This window comes from Metabacillus endolithicus (genome assembly GCF_023078335.1).
Taxonomy (GTDB): Bacteria; Bacillota; Bacilli; order Bacillales; family Bacillaceae; genus Metabacillus; species Metabacillus endolithicus.
This window is the reverse complement of the sequence record NZ_CP095550.1, coordinates 848031-870331: the sequence shown is the minus strand read 5'-3', so window position 1 is coordinate 870331 and position 22301 is coordinate 848031. Positions and strand designations below refer to the sequence as shown.

The 22301-nt window shown below is 36.0% G+C and carries 22 protein-coding genes and 2 pseudogenes; 22 read left to right on the top strand and 2 right to left on the bottom strand.

Going from position 1 to position 22301, the window contains the following annotated elements:
• The 8 genes from scpA (at window position 1) to MVE64_RS04805 (ending at window position 7831) form a co-directional block, all read left to right on the top strand.
• Entirely contained in the window at window positions 1-2133 is a 2133-nt protein-coding gene (gene scpA / locus MVE64_RS04840; RefSeq protein WP_247346958.1) for a methylmalonyl-CoA mutase, read from the top strand.
• Window positions 2130-3140, top strand: coding sequence for a methylmalonyl Co-A mutase-associated GTPase MeaB (meaB, locus tag MVE64_RS04835; RefSeq protein ID WP_247344260.1), 1011 nt, complete (start codon window positions 2130-2132; stop codon window positions 3138-3140). Before scpA ends, meaB begins: the two co-directional genes overlap by 4 nt.
• 70 nt (window positions 3141-3210) lie before the next feature.
• Window positions 3211-3648 carry a BrxA/BrxB family bacilliredoxin gene (locus MVE64_RS04830; protein WP_247344258.1) on the top strand — a complete coding sequence of 146 codons (438 nt, stop codon included), beginning with the start codon at window positions 3211-3213 and terminating at the stop codon, window positions 3646-3648.
• A gap of 267 nt (window positions 3649-3915) precedes the next feature.
• On the top strand, window positions 3916-4707 hold the full coding sequence (locus MVE64_RS04825) for a transporter substrate-binding domain-containing protein (RefSeq protein WP_247344255.1): 792 nt from the start codon (window positions 3916-3918) through the stop codon (window positions 4705-4707).
• Between the two features lie 106 nt (window positions 4708-4813).
• Window positions 4814-5473 carry an amino acid ABC transporter permease gene (locus MVE64_RS04820; protein ID WP_121665044.1) on the top strand — a complete coding sequence of 220 codons (660 nt, stop codon included), beginning with the start codon at window positions 4814-4816 and terminating at the stop codon, window positions 5471-5473.
• On the top strand, window positions 5466-6188 hold the full coding sequence (locus tag MVE64_RS04815; RefSeq protein ID WP_247344253.1) for an amino acid ABC transporter ATP-binding protein: 723 nt from the start codon (window positions 5466-5468) through the stop codon (window positions 6186-6188). Before MVE64_RS04820 ends, MVE64_RS04815 begins: the two co-directional genes overlap by 8 nt.
• Before the next feature lie 104 nt (window positions 6189-6292).
• Window positions 6293-7276 (top strand): aromatic acid exporter family protein, encoded by a 984-nt coding sequence (locus MVE64_RS04810; RefSeq protein ID WP_247344250.1) that lies wholly within the window; start codon window positions 6293-6295, stop codon window positions 7274-7276.
• A 33-nt stretch (window positions 7277-7309) separates the two neighbouring features.
• Window positions 7310-7831 (top strand): L,D-transpeptidase, encoded by a 522-nt coding sequence (locus MVE64_RS04805; protein ID WP_247344248.1) that lies wholly within the window; start codon window positions 7310-7312, stop codon window positions 7829-7831.
• A gap of 165 nt (window positions 7832-7996) precedes the next feature.
• Here MVE64_RS04805 and prli42 read toward each other — a convergent pair whose 3' ends face one another.
• Window positions 7997-8089 (bottom strand): stressosome-associated protein Prli42, encoded by a 93-nt coding sequence (gene prli42, locus MVE64_RS04800; RefSeq protein WP_247344245.1) that lies wholly within the window; start codon window positions 8087-8089, stop codon window positions 7997-7999.
• Window positions 8090-8250: 161 nt separating this feature from the next.
• On the opposite strand from prli42, the gene mce reads away from it, so the two are divergent.
• The 4 genes and pseudogenes from mce (at window position 8251) to MVE64_RS28065 (ending at window position 12614) form a co-directional block, all read left to right on the top strand.
• Window positions 8251-8676, top strand: coding sequence for a methylmalonyl-CoA epimerase (mce, locus tag MVE64_RS04795; RefSeq protein WP_247344242.1), 426 nt, complete (start codon window positions 8251-8253; stop codon window positions 8674-8676).
• Window positions 8666-10218: pseudogene (locus MVE64_RS04790) on the top strand (acyl-CoA carboxylase subunit beta). Before mce ends, MVE64_RS04790 begins: the two are co-directional and overlap by 11 nt.
• 22 nt (window positions 10219-10240) lie before the next feature.
• On the top strand, window positions 10241-11359 hold the full coding sequence (locus MVE64_RS04785) for a M20/M25/M40 family metallo-hydrolase (RefSeq protein ID WP_247344239.1): 1119 nt from the start codon (window positions 10241-10243) through the stop codon (window positions 11357-11359).
• Window positions 11360-11513: 154 nt separating this feature from the next.
• Window positions 11514-12614, top strand: coding sequence for a CAP domain-containing protein (locus MVE64_RS28065; protein ID WP_379051490.1), 1101 nt, complete (start codon window positions 11514-11516; stop codon window positions 12612-12614).
• A gap of 56 nt (window positions 12615-12670) precedes the next feature.
• Here the strand turns inward: MVE64_RS28065 and MVE64_RS04775 are convergent, their stop codons facing one another.
• A complete protein-coding gene (locus MVE64_RS04775; protein WP_247344237.1) occupies window positions 12671-13132 on the bottom strand; it encodes a BsuPI-related putative proteinase inhibitor in 462 nt (153 codons plus the stop codon).
• Window positions 13133-13610: 478 nt separating this feature from the next.
• Here MVE64_RS04775 and MVE64_RS04770 point away from each other — a divergent pair, with 478 nt between their 5' ends.
• From MVE64_RS04770 to gndA, 10 genes and pseudogenes are all read left to right on the top strand, one after another.
• Window positions 13611-13913, top strand: a complete 303-nt coding sequence (locus MVE64_RS04770) for an urease subunit gamma (protein WP_121662699.1) — start codon at window positions 13611-13613, stop codon at window positions 13911-13913.
• Between the two features lie 19 nt (window positions 13914-13932).
• Window positions 13933-14250, top strand: coding sequence for an urease subunit beta (locus tag MVE64_RS04765; RefSeq protein WP_247344234.1), 318 nt, complete (start codon window positions 13933-13935; stop codon window positions 14248-14250).
• Between the two features lie 2 nt (window positions 14251-14252).
• A complete protein-coding gene (gene ureC / locus MVE64_RS04760; RefSeq protein ID WP_247344231.1) occupies window positions 14253-15959 on the top strand; it encodes an urease subunit alpha in 1707 nt (568 codons plus the stop codon).
• 9 nt (window positions 15960-15968) lie between these two features.
• Window positions 15969-16415: an urease accessory protein UreE gene (gene ureE, locus MVE64_RS04755; protein WP_247344229.1), complete on the top strand. Its 447-nt coding sequence runs from the start codon at window positions 15969-15971 to the stop codon at window positions 16413-16415.
• Window positions 16408-17094 (top strand): urease accessory protein UreF, encoded by a 687-nt coding sequence (locus MVE64_RS04750; protein ID WP_247344226.1) that lies wholly within the window; start codon window positions 16408-16410, stop codon window positions 17092-17094. The genes ureE and MVE64_RS04750 overlap by 8 nt, the downstream gene beginning before the upstream one ends.
• Before the next feature lie 26 nt (window positions 17095-17120).
• The gene (ureG, locus tag MVE64_RS04745; protein ID WP_121662694.1) at window positions 17121-17738 is read left to right on the top strand and encodes an urease accessory protein UreG; all 618 of its coding nucleotides are present in this window, start codon (window positions 17121-17123) and stop codon (window positions 17736-17738) included.
• Complete coding sequence (locus MVE64_RS04740) at window positions 17735-18547, top strand: urease accessory protein UreD (protein WP_247344224.1); 813 nt, start codon at window positions 17735-17737, stop codon at window positions 18545-18547. The genes ureG and MVE64_RS04740 overlap by 4 nt, the downstream gene beginning before the upstream one ends.
• A gap of 139 nt (window positions 18548-18686) precedes the next feature.
• A complete protein-coding gene (locus MVE64_RS04735; protein WP_247344222.1) occupies window positions 18687-19154 on the top strand; it encodes a chemotaxis protein CheW in 468 nt (155 codons plus the stop codon).
• A 121-nt stretch (window positions 19155-19275) separates the two neighbouring features.
• Window positions 19276-20515 (top strand): annotated as a pseudogene (locus MVE64_RS04730) (DNA polymerase IV).
• Between the two features lie 196 nt (window positions 20516-20711).
• Window positions 20712-22124: an NADP-dependent phosphogluconate dehydrogenase gene (gene gndA / locus MVE64_RS04725; RefSeq protein WP_247344219.1), complete on the top strand. Its 1413-nt coding sequence runs from the start codon at window positions 20712-20714 to the stop codon at window positions 22122-22124.
• Window positions 22125-22301 lie beyond the last annotated feature (177 nt).

Here is a 22301-nt window from a genome sequence, read left to right as displayed (position 1 = left end):
ATTTCTAATGCGCCATTAGTAAAAACAAACATTCAACATGACACTAATTCTTCGCCTTTTATGACAAATGAACAAATTGAAGTAAAAAATCTTTACAGTAAAGATGATATAGAAAAATGTAGTCATCTAGGGACTTTTCCAGGAGTTGAGCCATTTGTACGTGGTCCATATGCAACGATGTATGTGAATCGTCCTTGGACGATTCGTCAATATGCAGGCTTTTCCACGGCGGAGGAAAGTAACGCCTTTTACCGAAGGAATTTACAAATGGGACAAAAGGGACTATCCGTTGCGTTTGATTTAGCAACACACCGTGGGTATGATTCGGATCATCCTAGAGTGGTAGGAGATGTAGGAAAAGCGGGTGTGGCAATTGATTCCATCTTAGATATGAAAATTTTGTTTGATCAAATTCCATTGGATGAAATGTCAGTATCTATGACGATGAACGGTGCTGTATTACCGATAATGGCATTTTATATTGTAACAGCTGAAGAGCAGGGCGTTGAGAAGGAAAAACTAACAGGAACAATACAAAATGATATTTTAAAAGAATATATGGTTCGGAACACGTATATCTATCCCCCTGAAATGTCGATGAGAATTATAGGTGATATTTTTGAATATACAGCAAAAAATATGCCGAAATTCAATAGCATAAGTATTTCTGGATATCATATGCAGGAAGCAGGGGCACCTGCTGATCTTGAGCTGGCTTATACCTTAGCAGATGGACTTGAATATATAAGAACAGGGTTGAAGGCAGGTCTTTCAATTGATCAATTTGCGCCTAGATTATCTTTTTTCTGGGCAATCGGCATGAATTATTTTATGGAAGTAGCAAAAATGAGAGCTGCCCGATATTTATGGTCATCAATAGTAAAAGATTTCAATCCACAAAACCCAAAGTCATTAGCACTGCGAACACATTCACAAACATCAGGATGGAGTTTAACAGAACAAGATCCATTTAATAATGTTGTACGTACTTGTATAGAAGCTCATGCTGCTGCAATGGGGCATACACAGTCACTTCATACAAATGCATTAGACGAGGCAATAGCTTTACCAACAGATTTTTCTGCTAGAATTGCTCGTAACACACAGCTTTATCTTCAAAGTGAAACTGGTATTTGTGATGTGATAGATCCATGGGGCGGTTCCTATTATGTTGAATCTCTTACTTCATCATTAATTGAGCGTGCCAAAAAGCATATGGATGAAATAGAACATCTTGGCGGGATGACAAAAGCAATAGAAACTGGTTTACCGAAAATGAAGATAGAGGAAGCGGCGGCTAGAAGACAAGCAAAAATAGATTCTGGAAAAGAAGTGATTATAGGAGTTAATAAATTCAGGTTAGATCATGAAGACCCGATTGACATATTATCGATTGATAATACCGAAGTAAGAAAAAAACAAATTGAAAGAATCCGACAACTTAAAGAAAATCGAAATGAAGAAGAAGTCAATCTTGCTCTTGATCTATTAACTAAAGCTGCTGCTAATGGAGAAGGTAATTTATTAGAACTGGCAGTAGAAGCAGCAAGAAAACGAGCCACTTTAGGTGAAATATCGTTTGCGATCGAAAAGGTATCAAAACGCCACCAAGCAATGATCCGTTCAATTAGTGGGGTATATAGCTCAGAATACTCAAATGAAGAAGAAATAAAAAAAGTGAGAGAAAAAACAGATCAATTTTACGAGCTAGAAGGTAGACGTCCAAGAATTTTAATCGCCAAGATGGGGCAGGACGGTCATGATCGCGGGGCAAAGGTTATTGCAACAGCTTTTGCTGATTTAGGCTTTGATGTTGATATTGGTCCGCTTTTTCAAACACCTGAAGAAACAGCCAAGCAAGCAGTTGAAAATGATGTGCATGTTGTTGGTATGAGCTCTCTTGCGGCAGGACATAAAACGCTTCTCCCACAATTAATATCCGAATTGAAAAAGCTTGGTCGAGAGGATATTGTGGTCATCATTGGCGGTGTTATCCCATTCCAAGATTATGAGGACTTAAAAGAAAAAGGAGCAGCTGAGATCTTCGGTCCAGGTACTGTTATTCCCGTTGCTGCGGAAAAAGTACTTAAAAAAGTTTTCGATGTATTAGGCTATGAGGAATGGCAAGAATGAGCAAGTTTGTGAAAAAAAATCGTGATATCCCTGTTGAGCATTATATAAATGGAATTAAAAAAGCTGATCGTGTTGTTTTAGCACAGGCTATAACTTTAGTTGAGAGTAATGCGAAACATCACTTTGAAAAAGCTCAACAAATTATCGAAGCTTTACTTCAAAAGAAAAGTAAATCAATAAGAATTGGAATTACTGGAGTTCCAGGAGCGGGAAAGAGTACGTTTATTGATTCATTTGGTACTTTCCTTTGTGAGCAAGGAAACCGAGTCGCTGTTTTAGCGGTTGATCCCAGTAGTCAAGTTTCTAAAGGTAGTATTATGGGAGATAAGACACGGATGGAACGTCTATCCAGGCACCCCAATGCTTATATTCGTCCGTCCCCTTCTGGTGGAAATCTTGGAGGAGTGAATAGAAAAACAAGAGAGACGATGATTTTATGTGAAGCAGCTGGGTATAATATTATTCTTGTTGAAACAATGGGTGTCGGACAAGGAGAATTTGTTGTTCGTGATATGGTTGATTTTTTTCTTCTCCTTGTTTTAACTGGTGCAGGCGATGAGTTGCAAACGATGAAAAAAGGTATAATGGAGTTGCCCGATTTAGTTGTTGTTAATAAAGCAGATGGTGATAATAAAGAAAAGGCTACTCATGCTAAGCGTGAATATAATACCATTCTTCATTACTTAAAATCCTATACAGAAGGCTGGATTACAAAGGCTGTTACAGCCTCGGCGAAAGAGGAAGAGGGTATTAGTGAAGTTTGGGATATTATTCATTCCTTTCAAGAATATACAAAGAAAAATCATTTATTCTACGAAAAAAGAGCTGAACAACAGCGAAATTGGCTTCATGATTTACTTAAACAAGAATTATATCGTTATTTTTACAATCACGCTGAAATTAAGGAACAACTTATTAAAACAGAACGTACCGTTATAAGCGGAGAAAAAAGTGTTGCTTCTAGTGCTCTTGATTTACTGAATTTATTCATGGAAAAGAAAATTTAAGCGATACATTTGCTCAATTTATTAAAACATTGGTAAAATACATCTATAGAGAGTAAAGGAGAGATTTTCTTTGAACATGGATTTTAATTTATTTATGAATGATATTGTGCAACAAGCACGTAAAGAAATTGTTGCTGCAGGCTATTCTGAGCTAAAAACACCTGAAGAAGTGGAAGATGTTCTTAATAAGCAAGGAACAACACTTGTTATGGTAAACAGTGTTTGTGGATGTGCGGGAGGAATTGCAAGACCTGCTGCTGCTCATGCTATTCACTATGATAAGCGTCCTGATCAATTGGTGACTGTTTTTGCTGGACAAGATAAGGAAGCGACAGCTCGAGCACGTGAAATGTTTGTAGGCTATCCACCGTCTTCACCATCTTTTGCATTATTAAAAGATGGTAAACTATTAACAATGGTTGAACGTCATGAAATTGAAGGACATGATCCGATGAGTGTTGTTGGCAAACTTCAAGCTGCTTTTGATGAATATTGTGAGGAAGTATAAAATGAAATAAAAAGAAACTACACCCGGCTGTATGTTAATTAGCAGCGAGAGGTGTAGTTTTTTTTATTGAAATATTATTGTTTTTTATTTATTTACCAATTTCATTACTTTTTCAGAAAAGTATTAATAAACAGAAAAATTTAATAATTACATTTTTATAAATAATGATTGCATAAATATAAACCTGTGTTAAAATACAAAATATCGAATAAATATTACATGATATTTAGAAAAACTAGTAGATACTTATTATAGGAGGAAACTATCATGAAGAAATTATCATTATTCATTATAAGTATTTTAATGATTGGTTTATTAGCAGCATGCGGTACAGCAACTGAAGAAGGCAATGAAACGTCAGGATCTGAAGGGGAAAGCAAAAAAGTCTTAAAAATGGCAACTTCAGCTGATTACCCGCCATTTGAATATATTGATACTGCAAAAGGCAGCGATATTATTGGATTTGATATTGATTTGGTTAATTCTTTAGCAGAAAAAACAGGTTATGAAGTGGAAGTCCAAGATATGGATTTCAACAGTTTAATTCCAGCTCTTCAAGCAAAACAAATTGATTTAGTTTTAGCAGGAATGACACCAACACCTGAACGTGCAGAAAACGTTGATTTTACAGATATTTATTATACAGCCAACCATATGATTGTCTCATTAAAGGATAATGAGGTAAAAAGTGTTGAAGAATTAGATGGAAAAACGGTTGGTGTACAACTAGGTTCAATTCAAGAGGAAAAAGCAGCAGAAATTGCTGAGCAGGTTTCACTTAAGGTAGAAAACCGTAATAAAATTTCTGAGCTGATTCAGGAGTTAAAATCAGGTCGTATTGACGCAGCCATTATTGAAGATACAGTTGCAGCTGGATATTTTGAAAAAGATGATCAGTTAGCTGGATTTACACTTGAATCAAGTGAGGAAGCAGGTTCTGCAATTGCCTTCCAAAAAGGTAGTGAATATACAGAAGAGTTTAATACAGCACTAAATGAGATGAAAGAAAATGGCGAGCTTGATGAATTAATTATCAAGTGGTTCGGTGGCAAAGAATAAGGTAATAACCTTATTAGAAGAGGCTAACTCAGAAGGAATTTCCTTTGGTTTGAGTCAGCCTCTTTTCATTCGTGGATTATTGCTAACAGAAAGGAGTTGAATGGGTATGGACTTAAATTTTGCTTCTATTGTCCCATCTATACCTTTTATATTAGAAGGAATAGTAGTAACATTAAAAATTGTTGTTTTATCTTTATTGCTTGGATTTGCTTGGGGGATTGTTCTTGCCCTACTTAAAATAAGCCGAATTAAACCATTGATGTGGATTGCTGATGCATATACATCAATATTTAGAGGAACACCACTAGTTTTACAATTGCTTATCATCTATTTTGGATTACCGCAATTACTTGGTTTTCCAATTGATCCGTATCCGGCTGCAGTTGCTGCCTTCACATTAAATTCAGGTGCATATATTTCTGAAATTATTCGTGCGGGAATTAACGCAATTGATAAAGGTCAACAAGAGGCTTCAATGGCTTTAGGTATTCCTTATCCTAAAATGATGAAGGATATTATTTTACCTCAAGCATTCAAAAATATTTTACCTGCATTAATGAACGAATTTATTACGTTAACGAAAGAGTCGGCAATTGTAACAGTTATAGGAGTGCAAGATATTATGAGACGAGCATATCAGGTAGGTGCGGATTCATATAATTACTTTGCACCGTTACTTTTTGCAGGAGTCATTTATTATATTTTAGTTATGTTCTTAACTCTTCTTGGTAAAGGACTGGAAGGGAGAATGAAACGAAGTGATTAAAGTTGAAAATCTTCATAAATCTTATGGTAAATTAGAAGTGTTAAAGGGTATATCTACTACGATTACATCAGGTGAAGTAATCGCCATTATCGGTCCTTCCGGATCAGGAAAATCAACGTTTTTACGCTGTTTAAATTTACTTGAAAAGCCAACCGATGGAAAGGTATGGATAAGTGATAGTGAATTAACAAACCCGAAAACAGACATTGCTAAGGTGCGACAAAATGTTGGGATGGTGTTTCAGCATTTTCATTTATTTCCTCATAAGACGGTACTGGAAAATTTAACGTATGCACCGATGACGGTTAAAGGTCTTTCGAAAAATGAGGCAGAAGAACAAGCGAAAACTTTGTTAAACAAAGTAGGTCTTCTTGAGAAAGCAAATGAATATCCAAATCGTTTATCAGGTGGACAAAAGCAAAGGGTTGCTATTGCCAGGGCATTAGCGATGAATCCAGATGTTATGCTGTTTGATGAACCTACTTCTGCTTTAGATCCTGAAATGGTCAAGGAAGTATTAGAAGTTATGAAAGATTTGGCTCAAACTGGTATGACCATGGCGATTGTGACACATGAAATGGGGTTTGCTAAGGAAGTTGCAGATCGTGTGCTTTTCTTAGATGGAGGCTTGCTTGTGGAAGATGCGCCGCCAAGTGAGTTCTTTACAGCTCCTAAAACAAAGCGTGCTCAAGATTTTCTTGAAAAGATGCTTTAATAGTTATAATCAAAAAGATGATCTTAAATTGATCATCTTTTTTCGTTTTTTTAAATTAAATAGTGTAAACTATTGTTCATAATGGAGATTTAAGGAGATAATCTATGTTTAAGATTGGATATCGTACGGCTAAAACGGCACTTGGAACAACACTTGCCATTATGCTCGCGCAATTTTTAGAATTAGATCATTATACCTCTGCTGGTATTATTACAATTCTATGTATACAGGTAACAAAGAAGAAATCTTTAAAAAGTTCTTGGGCACGCTTTTTGGCCTGTTTGATTGCAATGATTTTTTCTTTTGTATTTTTTGAAGGTATTGCCTATCATCCTTTAGTAATTGGAGTTCTTTTGTTGTTTTTTATTCCAACAACTGTTGTTGCAAAGGCGACAGAAGGTATCGTGACAAGCACTGTTGTTATATTTCACCTTTTCAGTGAAGAACAAATAACACTTGAAATTATCGGAAATGAATTATCAATCGTTGTAATAGGAATTGGTATGGCTCTTATTATGAATTTATATATGCCTAGTGTGGAGAAAAAATTAAAAAATTTACAAATTGAAATTGAAGAAAATTTGGCCGTGATCTTTCAAGAAATTGAACGTTATTTAACAGAAAAAGATCAAAAATGGGATGGAAAAGAAATTACGAAAACAGCAAAGCTCATAGACGAGGCGAAAACAACCGCATTTCGAGATGTTGAAAATCATTTTTTACGCCATGAGAATTCGTATTATCATTATTTCAAAATGAGAGAAAAACAATTTGAGATCATCGAGAGAGTTATTCCAATTGTCACATCAATACATATTGCAATGGAACAAAGTAAAATGATTGCCGACTTTTTACATGAGTTAAGTTTGAATATCCATCCAGGAAATACAGCAAATAAATTTCTTAACCAACTACAAGAAATGAAAAGATCGTTTGAGGAAATGGATTTGCCAAAAACTAGGGAAGAGTTTGAAGCAAGAGCCGCTTTACTACATTTTATAAGAGAAATGGAACAGTACTTAGTCATAAAAAGTCAATTTAAAGGGATGGAGCCCAACCAGAGATTGCATGGAATTAAAGCAACCTGAACATATTAAAAAGAAAAAGGACGGTGATTTTTTATGAAAGCATTGTTTCTTTTTCTTTTTGTTATTCATTCACCATTCTGGCCTTTAGGAGATAATCCATTACCGGGTGATCCTTTTATCATCATTAATAAGCAAACAAATGAATTGGCCTTTATTAATGATAATGAGATAAAGGAAATTTATCATGTTGCAACAGGAAAAACCAAGGAACTTACACCTGAAGGAAAGTTTACAATAACAGTTAAGGCAGTTGATCCTTATTATCGAAAAAAAGATATACCTGGAGGTGACCCTAATAACCCTCTTGGGACAAGGTGGATTGGTTTTGATGCTGAAGACACGGATGGACGAACATTTGGCATACATGGAACAAATAACAAAGATTCTATTGGGCACTATGTAACACAAGGTTGTGTAAGGATGCGAAACGAAGAGGTTGAATCATTTTATAAAAAAATTCCTTTAGGCACGAAGGTGCTTATTATTAATACAGAAGAATCTTTTGAGAATTCGGCGATAAAGCACGGTGCAATAACAAAAGAGTCTGAAAGATAGGTTTTACCTTTCTTTCAGACTCTTTTGTTGTATTTCCAACAAGATTTTGACCTTAGAACATGAATCTTCAGATCAACTCATGAATATCTTTAAAATTATTGAAACGAGGTAATGTATAAAAAATAACAAATACATTACCTCATAGAAATCATATAGTTTCCATCATTAAAACCAAGCTGATACACCAGCAAGTAAAGTTGTAATAAGCATAACGCCAATCATTAAATAAACGACAATTTTTTGAGTTTTACGTGACATATTTCTTCACTCCTTGTACGTATTATTCTATCGTGAAAGTTACATTTGGACAACAGTTAAAATGTGAAAGAATTTCGTCAAAAAAAGAGGGATTTCTTTAGTGGAAAGAGAAGAAATATTATATCCTGATAGCGTTTTCATCATAAGGTGAGGAGAGATGAGTGTTGATAAACAAAGTTGATCATATTGGAATTGCCGTACATTCAATAGAAGATGCATTAACATTCTATAAAGACGTTTTGCAACTTCAATTATTAGGAGTTGAAGAGGTTTCGACACAACAAGTGAAAGTGGCATTTTTAAAAGCTGGAGAAACTAAAATTGAATTGTTAGAACCAATGTCTGACGAAAGTGCTATTAGCAAATTTCTCTCAAAAAAGGGGGAAGGAATTCACCATGTAGCATTAGGGGTAGATGACATAAGTGCTCGTTTAAAAGAATTAAAAGAAAAAGGAATTCCTCTTATTGATGAAAATGTGCGAAGCGGTGCAGCTAATTCGAATATTGCGTTTATTCACCCATCGGCAGGGAATCGCGTGTTAGTGGAGTTATGTGAAAAAAAGCGGGGTGAAAGTAATGAATCATGATATTTATGAAAAAATTAACGAATTATATGATCGTAGACGAGAGGTAGAGTTAGGTGGCGGTGATGAAAAAGTAGCAAAACAACATGAAAAAGGAAAATTAACTGCCCGAGAAAGAATAGATTTATTACTTGATCCTGGTTCTTTTGTTGAAATTAATCCTTTTATTCAACATCGATGTAACGATTTTGGCTTATCTGATAAAACTGGTCCTGGTGATGGTGTTGTAACGGGTTATGGGAAAGTAAATGGAAAACCGATTTATCTGTTTTCCCAAGACTTTACTGTTTTTGGCGGAGCTCTAGGTGAAATGCATGCGATGAAGATTGCAGCTGTAATGGATTTGGCTGCAAAAAATGGTACTCCTTTTGTTGGACTAAATGACTCTGGCGGTGCTAGAATTCAAGAGGGTGTGGTATCATTAGATGGCTATGGCCAAATCTTTTATCGAAACACAATCTATTCCGGTGTTATCCCTCAAATTTCTGTTATCTTGGGTCCGTGTGCCGGAGGGGCTGTTTATTCACCGGCTATAACGGATTTTGTTTTTATGGTCGAAAAAACAAGTCAAATGTTTATAACAGGTCCAAAAGTAATTGAAACCGTAACAGGTGAGAAAATAAGTTCAGAGGATTTAGGTGGTGCAAAAGTACATAATACCATTAGCGGAAATGCTCATTTTTCAGGTTCTACTGAAGAAGATGTACTTTTACAAGTACGGAATTTATTAAGTTATTTACCGCAAAATAATGAAGAAAAGCCACCTGTCACGTCTGTGCCAAATTCAGATGATTATCGACCTGATTTAACAGATAGTATTCCATTTGATGCTGTACGACCATATGATGTGAGAACGGTCATTAATCAGGTTGTTGATGAACAATCTTTTTTAGAAGTTCAGAAAGATTTTGCAAAAAACATTGTGATTGGATTAGCTAGGATTAAGGGTGAAGTTGTTGGCTTGGTTTGTAATCAACCGAAATATATGGCTGGCGGTTTAGATATTGATTCTTCTGACAAAGCAGCAAGATTTATTCGTTTTTGTGATTCTTTTCAAATACCACTTATAACGTTTGAGGATGTGACTGGCTTTTTCCCGGGGATTAAACAAGAACACGGAGGAATTATCCGACACGGTGCCAAAATCCTATTTGCTTATTCTGAGGCAACTGTTCCTAAAATAACAGTTATCTTAAGAAAAGCATACGGAGGAGCTTATGTGGCACTCAATAGTAAATCTATTGGAGCTGACCTTGTTTTTGCATGGCCAAATGCTGAAATTGCTGTTATGGGCCCACAAGGAGCTGCGAATATTATCTTTGCTAAAGAAATTCAGGAAAGTCCTAACCCGGAGCAAACAAGGGCTGAGAAAATTGAGGAGTACCGAAAAAAGTTCGCTAATCCATATGTTGCCGCAAGCCAAGGTATGGTGGATGATGTGATTGATCCTAGGGATACAAGGATTAAACTTACGCAGGCTTTGGAAATGCTAAGAACAAAAAAGAAAATAGACCAGCAAAAAAACATGGGAATATTCCCCTTTAATACGTAGGAGGAAATGAATTTTATGATTAATAAACAACGTTTATTAGACGAGTTCCTTGAATTGGTTCAAGTTGACTCAGAAACAAAATATGAAGCAGAAATCGCAAAAGTACTAAAAAATAAGTTTTCCGATCTAGGTTTACACGTTGTTGAAGACGATACAACAGCTGTAACAGGTCATGGTGCTGGAAACCTTATTTGTACATTAGAAGCGACTAAAGAAAATGTTGATCCTATTTATTTTACTTCCCACATGGATACTGTAGTACCTGGTAAGGGAATTAAGCCAAGTATTAAAGATGGTTATGTGGTTACGGATGGAACAACTATACTTGGTGCAGACGATAAGGCTGGTTTAGCAGCTATGCTTGAAGCAATTAAAACATTAAAAGAAGAAAACATTCAACATGGGAAAATAGAATTTGTCATAACAGCTGGAGAGGAATCCGGATTAGTGGGAGCAAAAGCACTGGATCCACATCTCATGACAGCGAAGTTTGGTTATGCGCTTGATAGTGATGGGAAGGTTGGGACAATCATCGTAGCAGCTCCAACACAAGCGAAAGTTAAGGCAACAGTTTATGGGAAAACGGCACATGCTGGTGTGGCTCCTGAAAAAGGTGTTTCAGCGATTACTATTGCTGCAAAGGCCATTGCAAAAATGCCTTTAGGAAGAATTGATCATGAAACAACTGCCAATATAGGTCGTTTTGAAGGGGGGACACAAACAAATATTGTTTGTGATTTAGTACATATCCTAGCAGAAGCCCGTTCTTTAGTTCCAGAAAAAATGGAAGAACAAGTAAAGAAAATGAAAGAAGCTTTTGAAAGTGTTGCCACAGAGATGGGTGGAAGGGCAGAAGTTGATATTGAGGTTATGTATCCAGGGTTTAAATTTGGTGACGGAGATCATGTTGTAGAAGTTGCAAAACGTGCTGCAGCAAGAATCGGTCGTAACAGTGAATTGCAAACTAGTGGCGGTGGTAGTGATGCAAACGTAATCGCTGGTAATGGTATTCCTACAGTTAACTTAGCAGTAGGGTATGAAGAAATTCATACAACAAATGAAAAAATGCCAATTGAGGAATTAGAAAAAACAGCCGAACTTGTTTTAGCGGTTATTCAAGAAGTGGCTCAGTAATGCTTAGCGCTTGGAGTTATCCAAGCGTTTTTTGGTGTTTCTTACCCAAAAAGTGAATCTCTCTCCAAATAACTTGATTATTACCATCAATAGATTTCTGAAAAATAAAGAAAATAAGAAGGTAGTTGATCAAACATTTAAGGAGGGGTTAGCGTTGATAAAGAAAAAACTTGGGTTAATTACTACTAGTGCTTTAGTTGTTGGGTTAGTAGCATGTAACAATAACGAAGGTGCTTTTGAAAATGGTAACAGAACAAATACAATGGACGTTGCTGAAAATGTAAACTATAACGGCCGAACAAGCTATGGACCTTTTACGAGGGATATAAATACACTTGACAGAGCGGAAAATAATCGTTTTAGAACAACGAATCGTGATAATAACATGAAAGATAATGATTATGAACTTGTTACTGATCGTTTCATGGGAAATAATGATCAGAATGGGATGACAATATCAAGCTCGAAAACAGATCTTTCAAGTGATAAATACCCACATACAAAGGCAATTGCTGTTCAAGAAGCAAAATATAAATTTATTAATGCAAATTCAAAAGAAGATGCAGAAAAACAAGCTCGTCAGTTTATTGAACAACAAAAGCAACAAGCGCAGCAAAAAGCAAATCAGTTAGCGCAACGTTATGGGCAAGCAAACCAGCAACAAGCTCAGCAGCAGGCAGCGAATCAGCAACAATCACAAACGAAGCAACAAGCAAATGCTCAACAAAATAATCAAGCAACAAACCAACAACAAGCTCAGCAAGAGCAAGCAAAAGCACCGGCGCAACAGCAGGTGCCAGCTCAGCAAGAGCAAGCAAAAGCACCAGCACAACAACAGGCAAAAGCACCTGCTGAAAAGCAACAACCTGCACAAAATGTAAACCAAGCTGTTCAACAGGTAATTGACTTAACAAATGCAGAAAGACGTAAAAATGGATTACCTGATTTACAAGCAGACACACAATTGAATGGCGTAGCTCAAAAGAAGTCAGAAGATATGAGACAAAATAATTACTTCTCACATACGAGCCCAACCTATGGATCGCCATTTGATATGATGAGGGATTTCGGAGTAACATATAAAACGGCTGGTGAAAATATCGCACAAGGCCAACGAACACCACAAGAAGTAGTTCAAGCTTGGATGAATAGTGAAGGACACAGAAAAAATATTTTAAGTAAGGATTTTACACACATTGGGATTGGATATGATTCAAACGGTCATCATTGGACACAAATGTTTGTAGGAAGATAAAATTTTCGCTTTAACCTAAGAGATGAGTCTGTTTTACTACTGACTCATCTCATTGGTTATTCAAGTGTAAACTCTTTAGTGATTTTAAAAGATGCCCCTTCTTCAGGAGTCATCCATACAGTTAAAATATATTCTCCTTTTTGAAGATTTAACTCAGTCAAGTTGATTTTATATTGAAATTCTTCTCCAGGTGCAATAGTCTCTTCTCCTAATGCTGCAAGAAAGGAGGCTGTACTTGAATAAAGGAATAATTCCTGACCTTCCTTAGTTGATACAGAATAATCAACTCTTTGTGAGCTTGTAAATTCCAAAGTAATTGTTTCCTGCGTTTGATTTTTAACTTTATATTCGTATTGAAGTGGACTAATTTCAGTTATGCTTGATACCATCTTATCTACAACAATATCCTGATCACTTTCAGCATTATTACCTCCCCCTTGTTGTTTCTCACCTATATGACCATTCCCACAACCAAATAGTATGAACATGGTTATTACTAAACTAATGATAGCTCTCAATATCTACACCTACCTTATATCGCTTTTAATATTTGTCGTTTCTCTAATAAAATAGTTACAAAAAATTAAGTCTTATTTTATTTTTCTTAAGTGTTTGTTTCAGAATGTCTGTTCATAAGAAAATATAACTGAATTTTTAAAAAGATATTGTATAACAATGGAAATTCTGTATAATGAGGAATATAATTCATGTTAACTTTACTAACATATAAGGTTAGTTTTTGTGACATGCTCATTAAAAGTTCATTGATTATATGTTTAGTGTAAGTAAATATGTCGAAGGAACCTTAAGAAGGGTAGATAAGTTGTAGCAGGACCAGAAAAGTTTTATGTTTCCCCCTGAAATATATAGATCCCTTTTTCTCTGGTCTTGCTTAATTCTTATCTTTTCTCCAATCTATGCTTTAAAATTTTTTTAATAAAATAATTGTTTGAAGCTTATTACAAAAGCAGTTAGCGGTTTAGGAGGAAAATAATAATGAAACTTACTTCTCGTGAGCAAGAAAAGCTCATGATTGTTGTTGCCGCAGATTTAGCTAGAAGACGACAAAATAGAGGCCTAAAACTGAACTATCCTGAAGCTATTGCGATCTTAACCTACGAGGTGTTAGAAGGTGCGAGAGATGGAAAGTCTGTTTCAGAACTTATGCAATATGGAAAACACATATTATCCAGAGAAGATGTTATGGAAGGAGTACCGGAGATGATTCATGACATCCAAGTAGAGGCAACATTTCCTGATGGAACAAAATTAGTAACGGTTCATGAACCGATTTCATGATACGAAAAGAGGGTGAAGAATGGTACCAGGACAATTAAGATTAAAAAAAGAGCCGATTATTTGTAATGAAAACAAACAGACAACACAACTTGAAGTTGTTAATAATGGAGATCGGCCTGTACAAATTGGCTCTCATTTTCATTTTTACGAGGTTAATAGTTCGCTTGAATTCGAGAGAGAAAAAGCTTTTGGAAGAAGATTAAATATTCCCGCGGGTACAGCCGTCCGTTTTGAACCAGGAGATCAAAAAGTGATAGAGATTATTCCATTTTCTGGTGAAAGAAGAATATACGGTCTTAACAATTTAACAAATGATGCACTGGATAAAGGAGTGTAACGATGAGCTTTCGAATGTCACGACATCAGTACGCAGATATGTTCGGTCCGACAGTTGGTGATCAGGTAAGGCTTGGGGATACCGAATTATTTATTGAAGTTGAAAAAGATTACACCACATATGGTGATGAAGTTAAATTCGGTGGAGGTAAAGTTATTAGGGATGGCATGGGCCAGCATCCTTTGGCAACAAGAAAAGATGCTGTTGACCTTGTTGTGACTAATGCGTTAATTCTTGATTATACAGGCATTTATAAAGCTGACATTGGTATAAAAGAAGGAATCATTACTTGTATTGGAAAAGCGGGTAATCCTCTGATTATGGATTCTGTGGACATTGTGATTGGGGCTTCAACTGAGGTAATTGCAGCAGAAGGGATGATTGTTACGGCAGGTGGAATAGATGCGCATATTCATTTTATTTGTCCGCAGCAAGTTCGCACTGCTATTGAATCGGGTGTTACAACGATGATAGGAGGAGGTACAGGTCCTGCTACAGGAACAAATGCAACAACTTGTACACCAGGAGCTTGGAATATTCATCAAATGCTCAAGGCAGCCGAAGAATTCCCTGTTAATTTAGGGTTTCTTGGCAAAGGAAACGCTTCTAATGAAGAAGCACTACAAGAGCAAATTGAAGCAGGAGCAATTGGATTAAAGCTCCATGAAGATTGGGGAACAACAACATCGAATATTGATAAAGCGTTATCAGTAGCTGATCAATACGATGTTCAGATAGCGATTCACAGTGATACGTTAAACGAAGGTGGGTTTGTGGAGGATACTTTAAATGCTATTGATGGGCGTGTGATTCATACATACCATACAGAAGGTGCAGGCGGAGGTCACGCCCCTGATATTATTAAAGCTGCTTCATATCCGAATATACTTCCCTCATCAACAAATCCAACAAGACCATACACGGTTAATACGATTGCTGAGCATTTAGATATGTTGATGGTGTGTCATCATTTAGATCCTTCTGTACCAGAAGATTTAGCCTTTGCAGATTCTCGTATTCGAAAGGAAACAATCGCAGCAGAAGATATTCTTCATGATTTAGGTGTTTTCAGCATGATCAGCTCCGATTCACAAGCGATGGGAAGAGTCGGTGAAGTTATTTCAAGAACGTGGCAAACAGCTGATAAGATGAAACGTCAACGCGGTGAGTTAATCACCGGCGAAGAAAATGATAATGCTAGAGCCAAAAGATATGTTGCCAAATACACGATAAATCCTGCAATAACCCATGGTATCTCAGATTATGTGGGATCCATTGAGGTAGGCAAGCTAGCTGATTTTGTTTTGTGGGATCCAGCCTTCTTCGGTGCTAAGCCAGAGTTAGTAGTAAAAGGAGGAATGATTGCGTGGAGTGTAATGGGAGACCCGAATGCGTCAATTCCAACTCCACAGCCAGCCTTGTATCGGCCAATGTTTGCTAGCTTTGGAAAGGCGAAATATTCGAATAGCATGACGTTTTTATCTAAGGCAGCGTTCGAGCAGGGAGTATATAAAGATCTTGGTTTACAAAAGAAAATTGGAATTGTAAAGAATATCCGTCAATTAAAGAAAAGTGATATGAAATTAAATGGAGAAACACCAGTAATTGAGGTCGATCCACAAACCTATGAAGTTACGGTTGATGGACAATTGATTACGTGTGAACCAGATAACAAGGTACCTTTAGCTCAACGATATTTTTTATTTTGAGGTGAGAAAATGATTATTGAAAAAATAGTAGGAAATGTAAAAGATTTAGAAAAAGCTCCACATCATGTTGAGCGTGTGTACTTAAGAAGTGATGATTTAGTTAAGAAAATTCAACGTGTTAAAACAGATCATGGAAATGAAATTGGAATTCGTCTAAAAGATGTTAAGGAATTGATGGATGGAGATATTTTATTTCAGGATGAGAAGAATTCAATTGTTATTAGTGTGATAAAAGATGATGTTATTGTCATTAAACCAACTAGTATTCTTCAAATGGGAGAGATTGCCCATCAATTAGGAAACCGACATTTACCAGCTCAATTTGAAGGTAATGAAATGATCGTACAGTATGATTATTTAGTAGAACGATTGCTGCAGGAATTAGTGGTTCCATATGCTAGGGAAAATAGAAAAATGAATTCAGCCTTTAAACATATCGGACATTCACATGACTAATCACTTGTTTCAATTGCTGCAAATTTGTGATTCGAATTTTCCTTCTGGAGCATTTTCTCACTCTTTTGGAATAGAAACGTATATTCAAGATGACAAAGTGGTGGATAAAAAAACATTTTTGTTAGCTCTTAAACAGTTTCTTCAAACTCAATTTGTTTTTACAGATGGTTTAGCGTGTCGGTTAGCTTTTGAATATTTACAAGATAATCGGTTGAATCCAATTTGGCAACTAGATCATGAACTTTTTGCTCTTGCCATGGCTAAAGAAACGCGGGAAGGAAATCGTCGAATTGGTCGGCAAATGGTCAAAGTCATGAATGAGCTGTTTCCAAACCAACAGTTAGAAACTTATCAACAAAAAATAAAAGATAAGAAAGCTCATGGCCACAGTTCAATCGTTTTTGCATCTGTGTGTCAAGGTTTAGATATAGAGCTGGAAACTACCTTGTCTACTTATCTTTTTGCAACAACTTCATCACTTGTTCAAAACGCAGTGAGAGGAATTCCAATTGGACAAACTGATGGACAAAAAATTTTAGTTGAAATACAGCCGTTCTTGAATCAGATTGTCAAACAAATAATGTGTCTTAACGAAGAACACCTTGGTGCAGGAGCACCGGGTTTGGAAATTGCTCAAATGGTGCATGAGCAGCTTTCAGTACGTTTGTTTATGTCATAGTTTAAAGATAGGAAAGGATGAATAAGATGAGTGAACCAATTAAAATCGGTATCGGAGGACCTGTAGGTGCAGGCAAAACCTTATTAGTAGACAAATTAACAAGGGTGTTAATGGATGAGCTTGAAGTTGCGGTCATCACAAATGATATCTACACAAAAGAAGATGCTCAATTTTTAATAAAAAATGGCGCATTACCAGAAGATCGAATTATTGGTGTTGAAACAGGTGGATGCCCTCATACTGCCATTCGTGAAGATGCCTCAATGAATTTTGCGGCAATAGATGAATTAAATGAGCGTCACCCGAATCTTGACCTGATTTTTGTAGAAAGCGGCGGAGATAATCTAGCTGCAACCTTCAGTCCGGAGTTAGTAGATTTTTCAATCTATATTATTGATGTTGCACAAGGGGAAAAAATCCCTCGTAAAGGTGGTCAGGGGATGATCAAATCTGACTTGTTTATTATCAATAAAATTGATTTAGCACCTTATGTTGGTGCTGATCTTGAGATTATGAGAAAAGACACACTATCATCAAGAGGAGATCGTCCATATATTTTTACAAATCTTAAAGATGGAACAGGTGTTAATGAGGTAGTGGATTGGATTCGTAAGGAAGCATTTTTGGTTGGTCTTGAAGCATGACGTATACAGGGTACCTTCAGCTTAAGGTAGAGAAAAAACAAAATAGATCGGTGATTAGTAATAGTTTTTTTGATGGGGTGTTAAAAATAACACGTCCGACCTATCTGCCTGAAGGTCTGCCTCTTTTAACACTTATCCATGTGGGGGGTGGCTATGTTGATGGTGACTCCTATAGAACCGAGGTTGTAGTAGATGAAGGGGCAAAACTTGCTTTAACTTCGCAAGCTTCCACAAAGATTTATAAGTCACCTCGATTTGGTGTAACTCAAAAAATGGATTATTTTTTAAAAAATAATAGTGAGTTATATGTGAAACAAGATTCATTAATACCATATAAAGATGCTAAATTTTCACAACAAACAAATGTGTATATGGAATCAACTTCAACCTTTTATTATACAGATGTTGTCACACCCGGATGGTCTGAAGATGGGAAGCTTTTTCAATATGAAAAAGTGGCTTCAAAAATGAAAATCTTTATTGATGGCAGGCTTCAGGTATTTGACCATCAATTGTTAGTTCCAGATCAAAATCTTCATCAATTCATGCAACTTGAAGGGTATACCCACTTAGGGACCTTTTTTATGATTCATCCTCATGTAAATGAACTGTTAATTGAGAAAATAAGAGAAGCGTTATCTTCTTCTATAGATGCTAGATTTGGAATAAGCTTACTGAATATTCCAGGTTTGGTATTAAGAGTGTTGGCTAACAGTACACCTGTAATTGAAAGGATCTTTAGTGTGTGTGAAACTGTTATCCGTAAAGAATTGGATGAAAAAGAATTGATAGAGTGGAGAAAATGGTAATAGACTAGAGAGAACGCTTATATACTTAATCTTCTTCTATACCTTTTAAACAAGATCATCTTCCAAAAGCCTGATTTTCATAGTATGATAGTCTTAGTTAGAAAGAAACCTCAGGGGATTTTATGGAGGAGATTATAAGATGGATATTTCGAAAGTTGTTGTTTTTCGAACAAGAGATGAAGAATACGGAATGCCAATTGAACACGTGATTTCTATAGAAAAGCTAGAGGATATCAACGTTATTCCAAATATGCCTTATTATATGAAGGGTGTTGTTAAGGTTAGAGGAGAGTTGATTCCTGTACTGGATACACACCAAATTTTTCATCGTCAACATATGACAATGGATGAAGATGTGAAATTAATTGTTATTCAATCAGACGATATTTCTGCAGCTCTAATCGTTAAAGAGGCGAAGGAAATCTTAGATATTCAAGAAGAACAGTTGAAATCCATTAGCATTGGAGCTTTTCAAGCTACAAAATACTTTGAAGCAGTTGCGAGTTTAGAAGATCGTTTGATTACGATTATTAATCCAACTCTTCTTTTAGCAAGTTTAGAAAACTTTGCTGTTGTGAAAGAAGGAATGCTGAGTCACCAATCTTAATAATTGGTGGCTTTTTTATATGCGTAATATAAGGAATAGAGAAAAAGTAAACTCCACATGAGCATGCTTATACATTAACATGGTAAACTAATGATAATGATTTTATATGTGTGGTGGAAAGATGGCGGAGCAACCTGTAAATCAAAGAAGAATTATTTTACATGTTGATATGAATAGCTTTTATGCTTCAGTGGAAATGGCATTTGATCCTTCTCTTAAAGGAAAGTTCTTTAGCAATAGCAGGGAATGTTGAGGAACGAAAAGGAATTATTGTTACATGCAGCTATGAAGCACGTTCGAAAGGGGTAAAAGCAACTATGCCTCTTTGGCAAGCTCGTAAGCTTTGTCCTGAATTAATTGTAAGAAAACCAAACTTTGATCGATATCGGACAGCTTCTCGTGCAATGTTTGAATTATTAAGGGAATATACAGAATTAGTAGAACCTGTTTCAATTGATGAAGGCTATATGGATTTAAGTGAATTTCCTGGATCAAAACCACTAGAGATTGCAAGTTCTATTCAAAATAGGCTTTTGGAGGAATTGTTGCTACCCTGTAGTATTGGAATTGCTCCCAATAAGTTTCTGGCTAAAATGGCATCAAATATGAAAAAACCACTTGGAATTACGATTTTAAGGAAAAGAGATTTATCGAATAAATTATGGCCTCTGTCAGCAAACGAAATGCATGGTATTGGTGAGAAAACAGCCGAAAAGCTAAAAACAATAGGAATTCATACTATCTATGATTTAGCACATGCTGATACAAGGGCAGTAAAAAGCTTACTGGGTATTAACGGAGAACGTCTCATACAAAGAGCAAATGGAAACGATTTAAGAGACGTTAATCCTAATTCAATCTATGATTTTAAGAGCATTGGTCATTCAACTACGTTGTCGAAGGATACAACGAATGAAACTCAAATTAATGAAGTGTTAAGAAAATTAGCTCATTCCGTATCTCTTCGAATGAAAAGGAAAGAAGTTTTGGCCAACAAAATTTTTGTCACAATTCGTTACAGTAACTTAAAAACAATTACCAGGAGTAAAACAATGAAAAACCCTGTTGGAGAAGAGGGTGATATTTATCATGAAGCAAAAGATCTCTTTTTTACACACTGGAATGAAGAGCCAATACGGTTACTTGGTATAACTGGGCAGGATTTAGTTGAAAAGGAAGATGCAGTAAAGCAATTGGATTTGTTCTCATTTGAACATGATGCAAAAGACGAACCGATCCTTTCTGTGATTGATCAGATCAATCAAAAATATGGAAGTCAGCTTATTAAACGCGGAGTAAAAGGAAAACAAGAGGAACCTGGAACACCGGGTATAAGCTTTAATAAAGATTTTTTGAGTTAGTAAACGATTACATAAGGTAAGTCACTTGAAATGTAGCTGAAAAATGTGGTATTTTCAAAGTTGAAGTTAAATGAAATAATTCGAATAATGTGTCAATTTATCATTTATTGGCGGAAAACTAAACTTTTTTAGGTTATGATAGTAATTGATATTGTTTAGTTTTACATACTATAAGGATTAGAAGGGACGTAAGCGAATGTCGAAACAACAAATTGGTGTTATTGGTTTGGCTGTAATGGGTAAAAACTTAGCTTTAAATATTGAAAGTCGTGGATTTTCAGTATCTGTTTTCAACCGTTCAGCAGAAAAAACTGAGGAATTTTTAACAGAAGCAAAAGGGAAAAACGTGGTGGGGACATACAGCATTGAAGAATTTGTTCAATCATTAGAAGCTCCACGTAAAATTCTTTTAATGGTTAAAGCTGGTGTACCAACAGATGCAACAATCGAACAGCTTTTACCACATCTTGATAAAGGTGATATTTTAATTGACGGTGGTAACACACTATATACAGATACACAACGTCGTAACAAAGAACTAGCTGAGAGTGGAATCCATTTCATAGGTACAGGTGTTTCAGGTGGAGAAGAAGGCGCGTTAAAAGGACCTTCTATCATGCCTGGTGGCCAAAAAGAGGCGTTTGATTTAGTTCAACCAATTCTTGAGGCTATTTCTGCAAAAGTAAATGGTGATCCTTGCTGTACGTATATTGGCCCAGATGGAGCGGGACATTATGTGAAAATGGTTCATAATGGAATTGAGTATGGAGATATGCAGTTAATATCTGAAGCATATTTCTTATTGAAAAATGTATTAGGTTTAACAGCAGACGAGCTTCACGAAGTATTTGCTGAGTGGAACAAAGGTGAACTTGACAGTTACTTAATTGAAATTACAGCAGATATTTTCACAAAGAAAGATGACGAAACTGGAAAACCTCTAGTTGATGTTATTCTTGATACAGCTGGTCAAAAAGGAACAGGTAAATGGACGAGTAAGAGTGCTCTTGATCTAGGTGTACCTCTTCCAATTATTACTGAATCTGTATTTGCTCGTTTCATTTCGGCTATGAAAGAAGAGCGTCAAAAAGCAAGCAAAATTCTTTCAGGTCCGGCTGCAAAAAAATATGAGGGTAATAAAGAAGAGCTTATTGAAGCGGTTCGTAGAGCTTTATATATGAGTAAGATTGTTTCTTATGCTCAAGGTTTTGCTCAAATGAGAGCAGCTTCTGAAGAGTATAACTGGGATTTAAAATATGGTGATATTGCAATGATCTTCCGTGGTGGATGTATTATCCGTGCAGCTTTCCTACAAAAAATTAAAGATGCATATGATAAAGAGCCACAATTAGCGAATCTGTTACTAGATGACTATTTCAAAGAAATTGTTGAAGGGTACCAAGGTGCACTTCGTCAAATCTTAACAGTAGCAATCGAAAATGGAGTTCCAGTACCATGCTTCTCATCTGCACTTGCTTATTATGACAGCTATCGTACAGAAACACTTCCAGCGAACCTTTTACAAGCACAACGTGACTACTTTGGTGCTCATACGTATCAACGTGTTGATAAGGAAGGTATTTTCCATACTGAGTGGATGGGAAAATAATAGTTGTAAACAAAAAGACAGAGTCCGCTCTGTCTTTTTTCGTTACTTAAAAATCCTATAACCTACATAATGTAAGCCTTTACATTAGATAATGACCATGGTATATTCATGTAGCGAGTTATCTTTGTAGAAGATATATTCGTTTCTTTAAAACTTACATAGGAGTTGATGGTATAA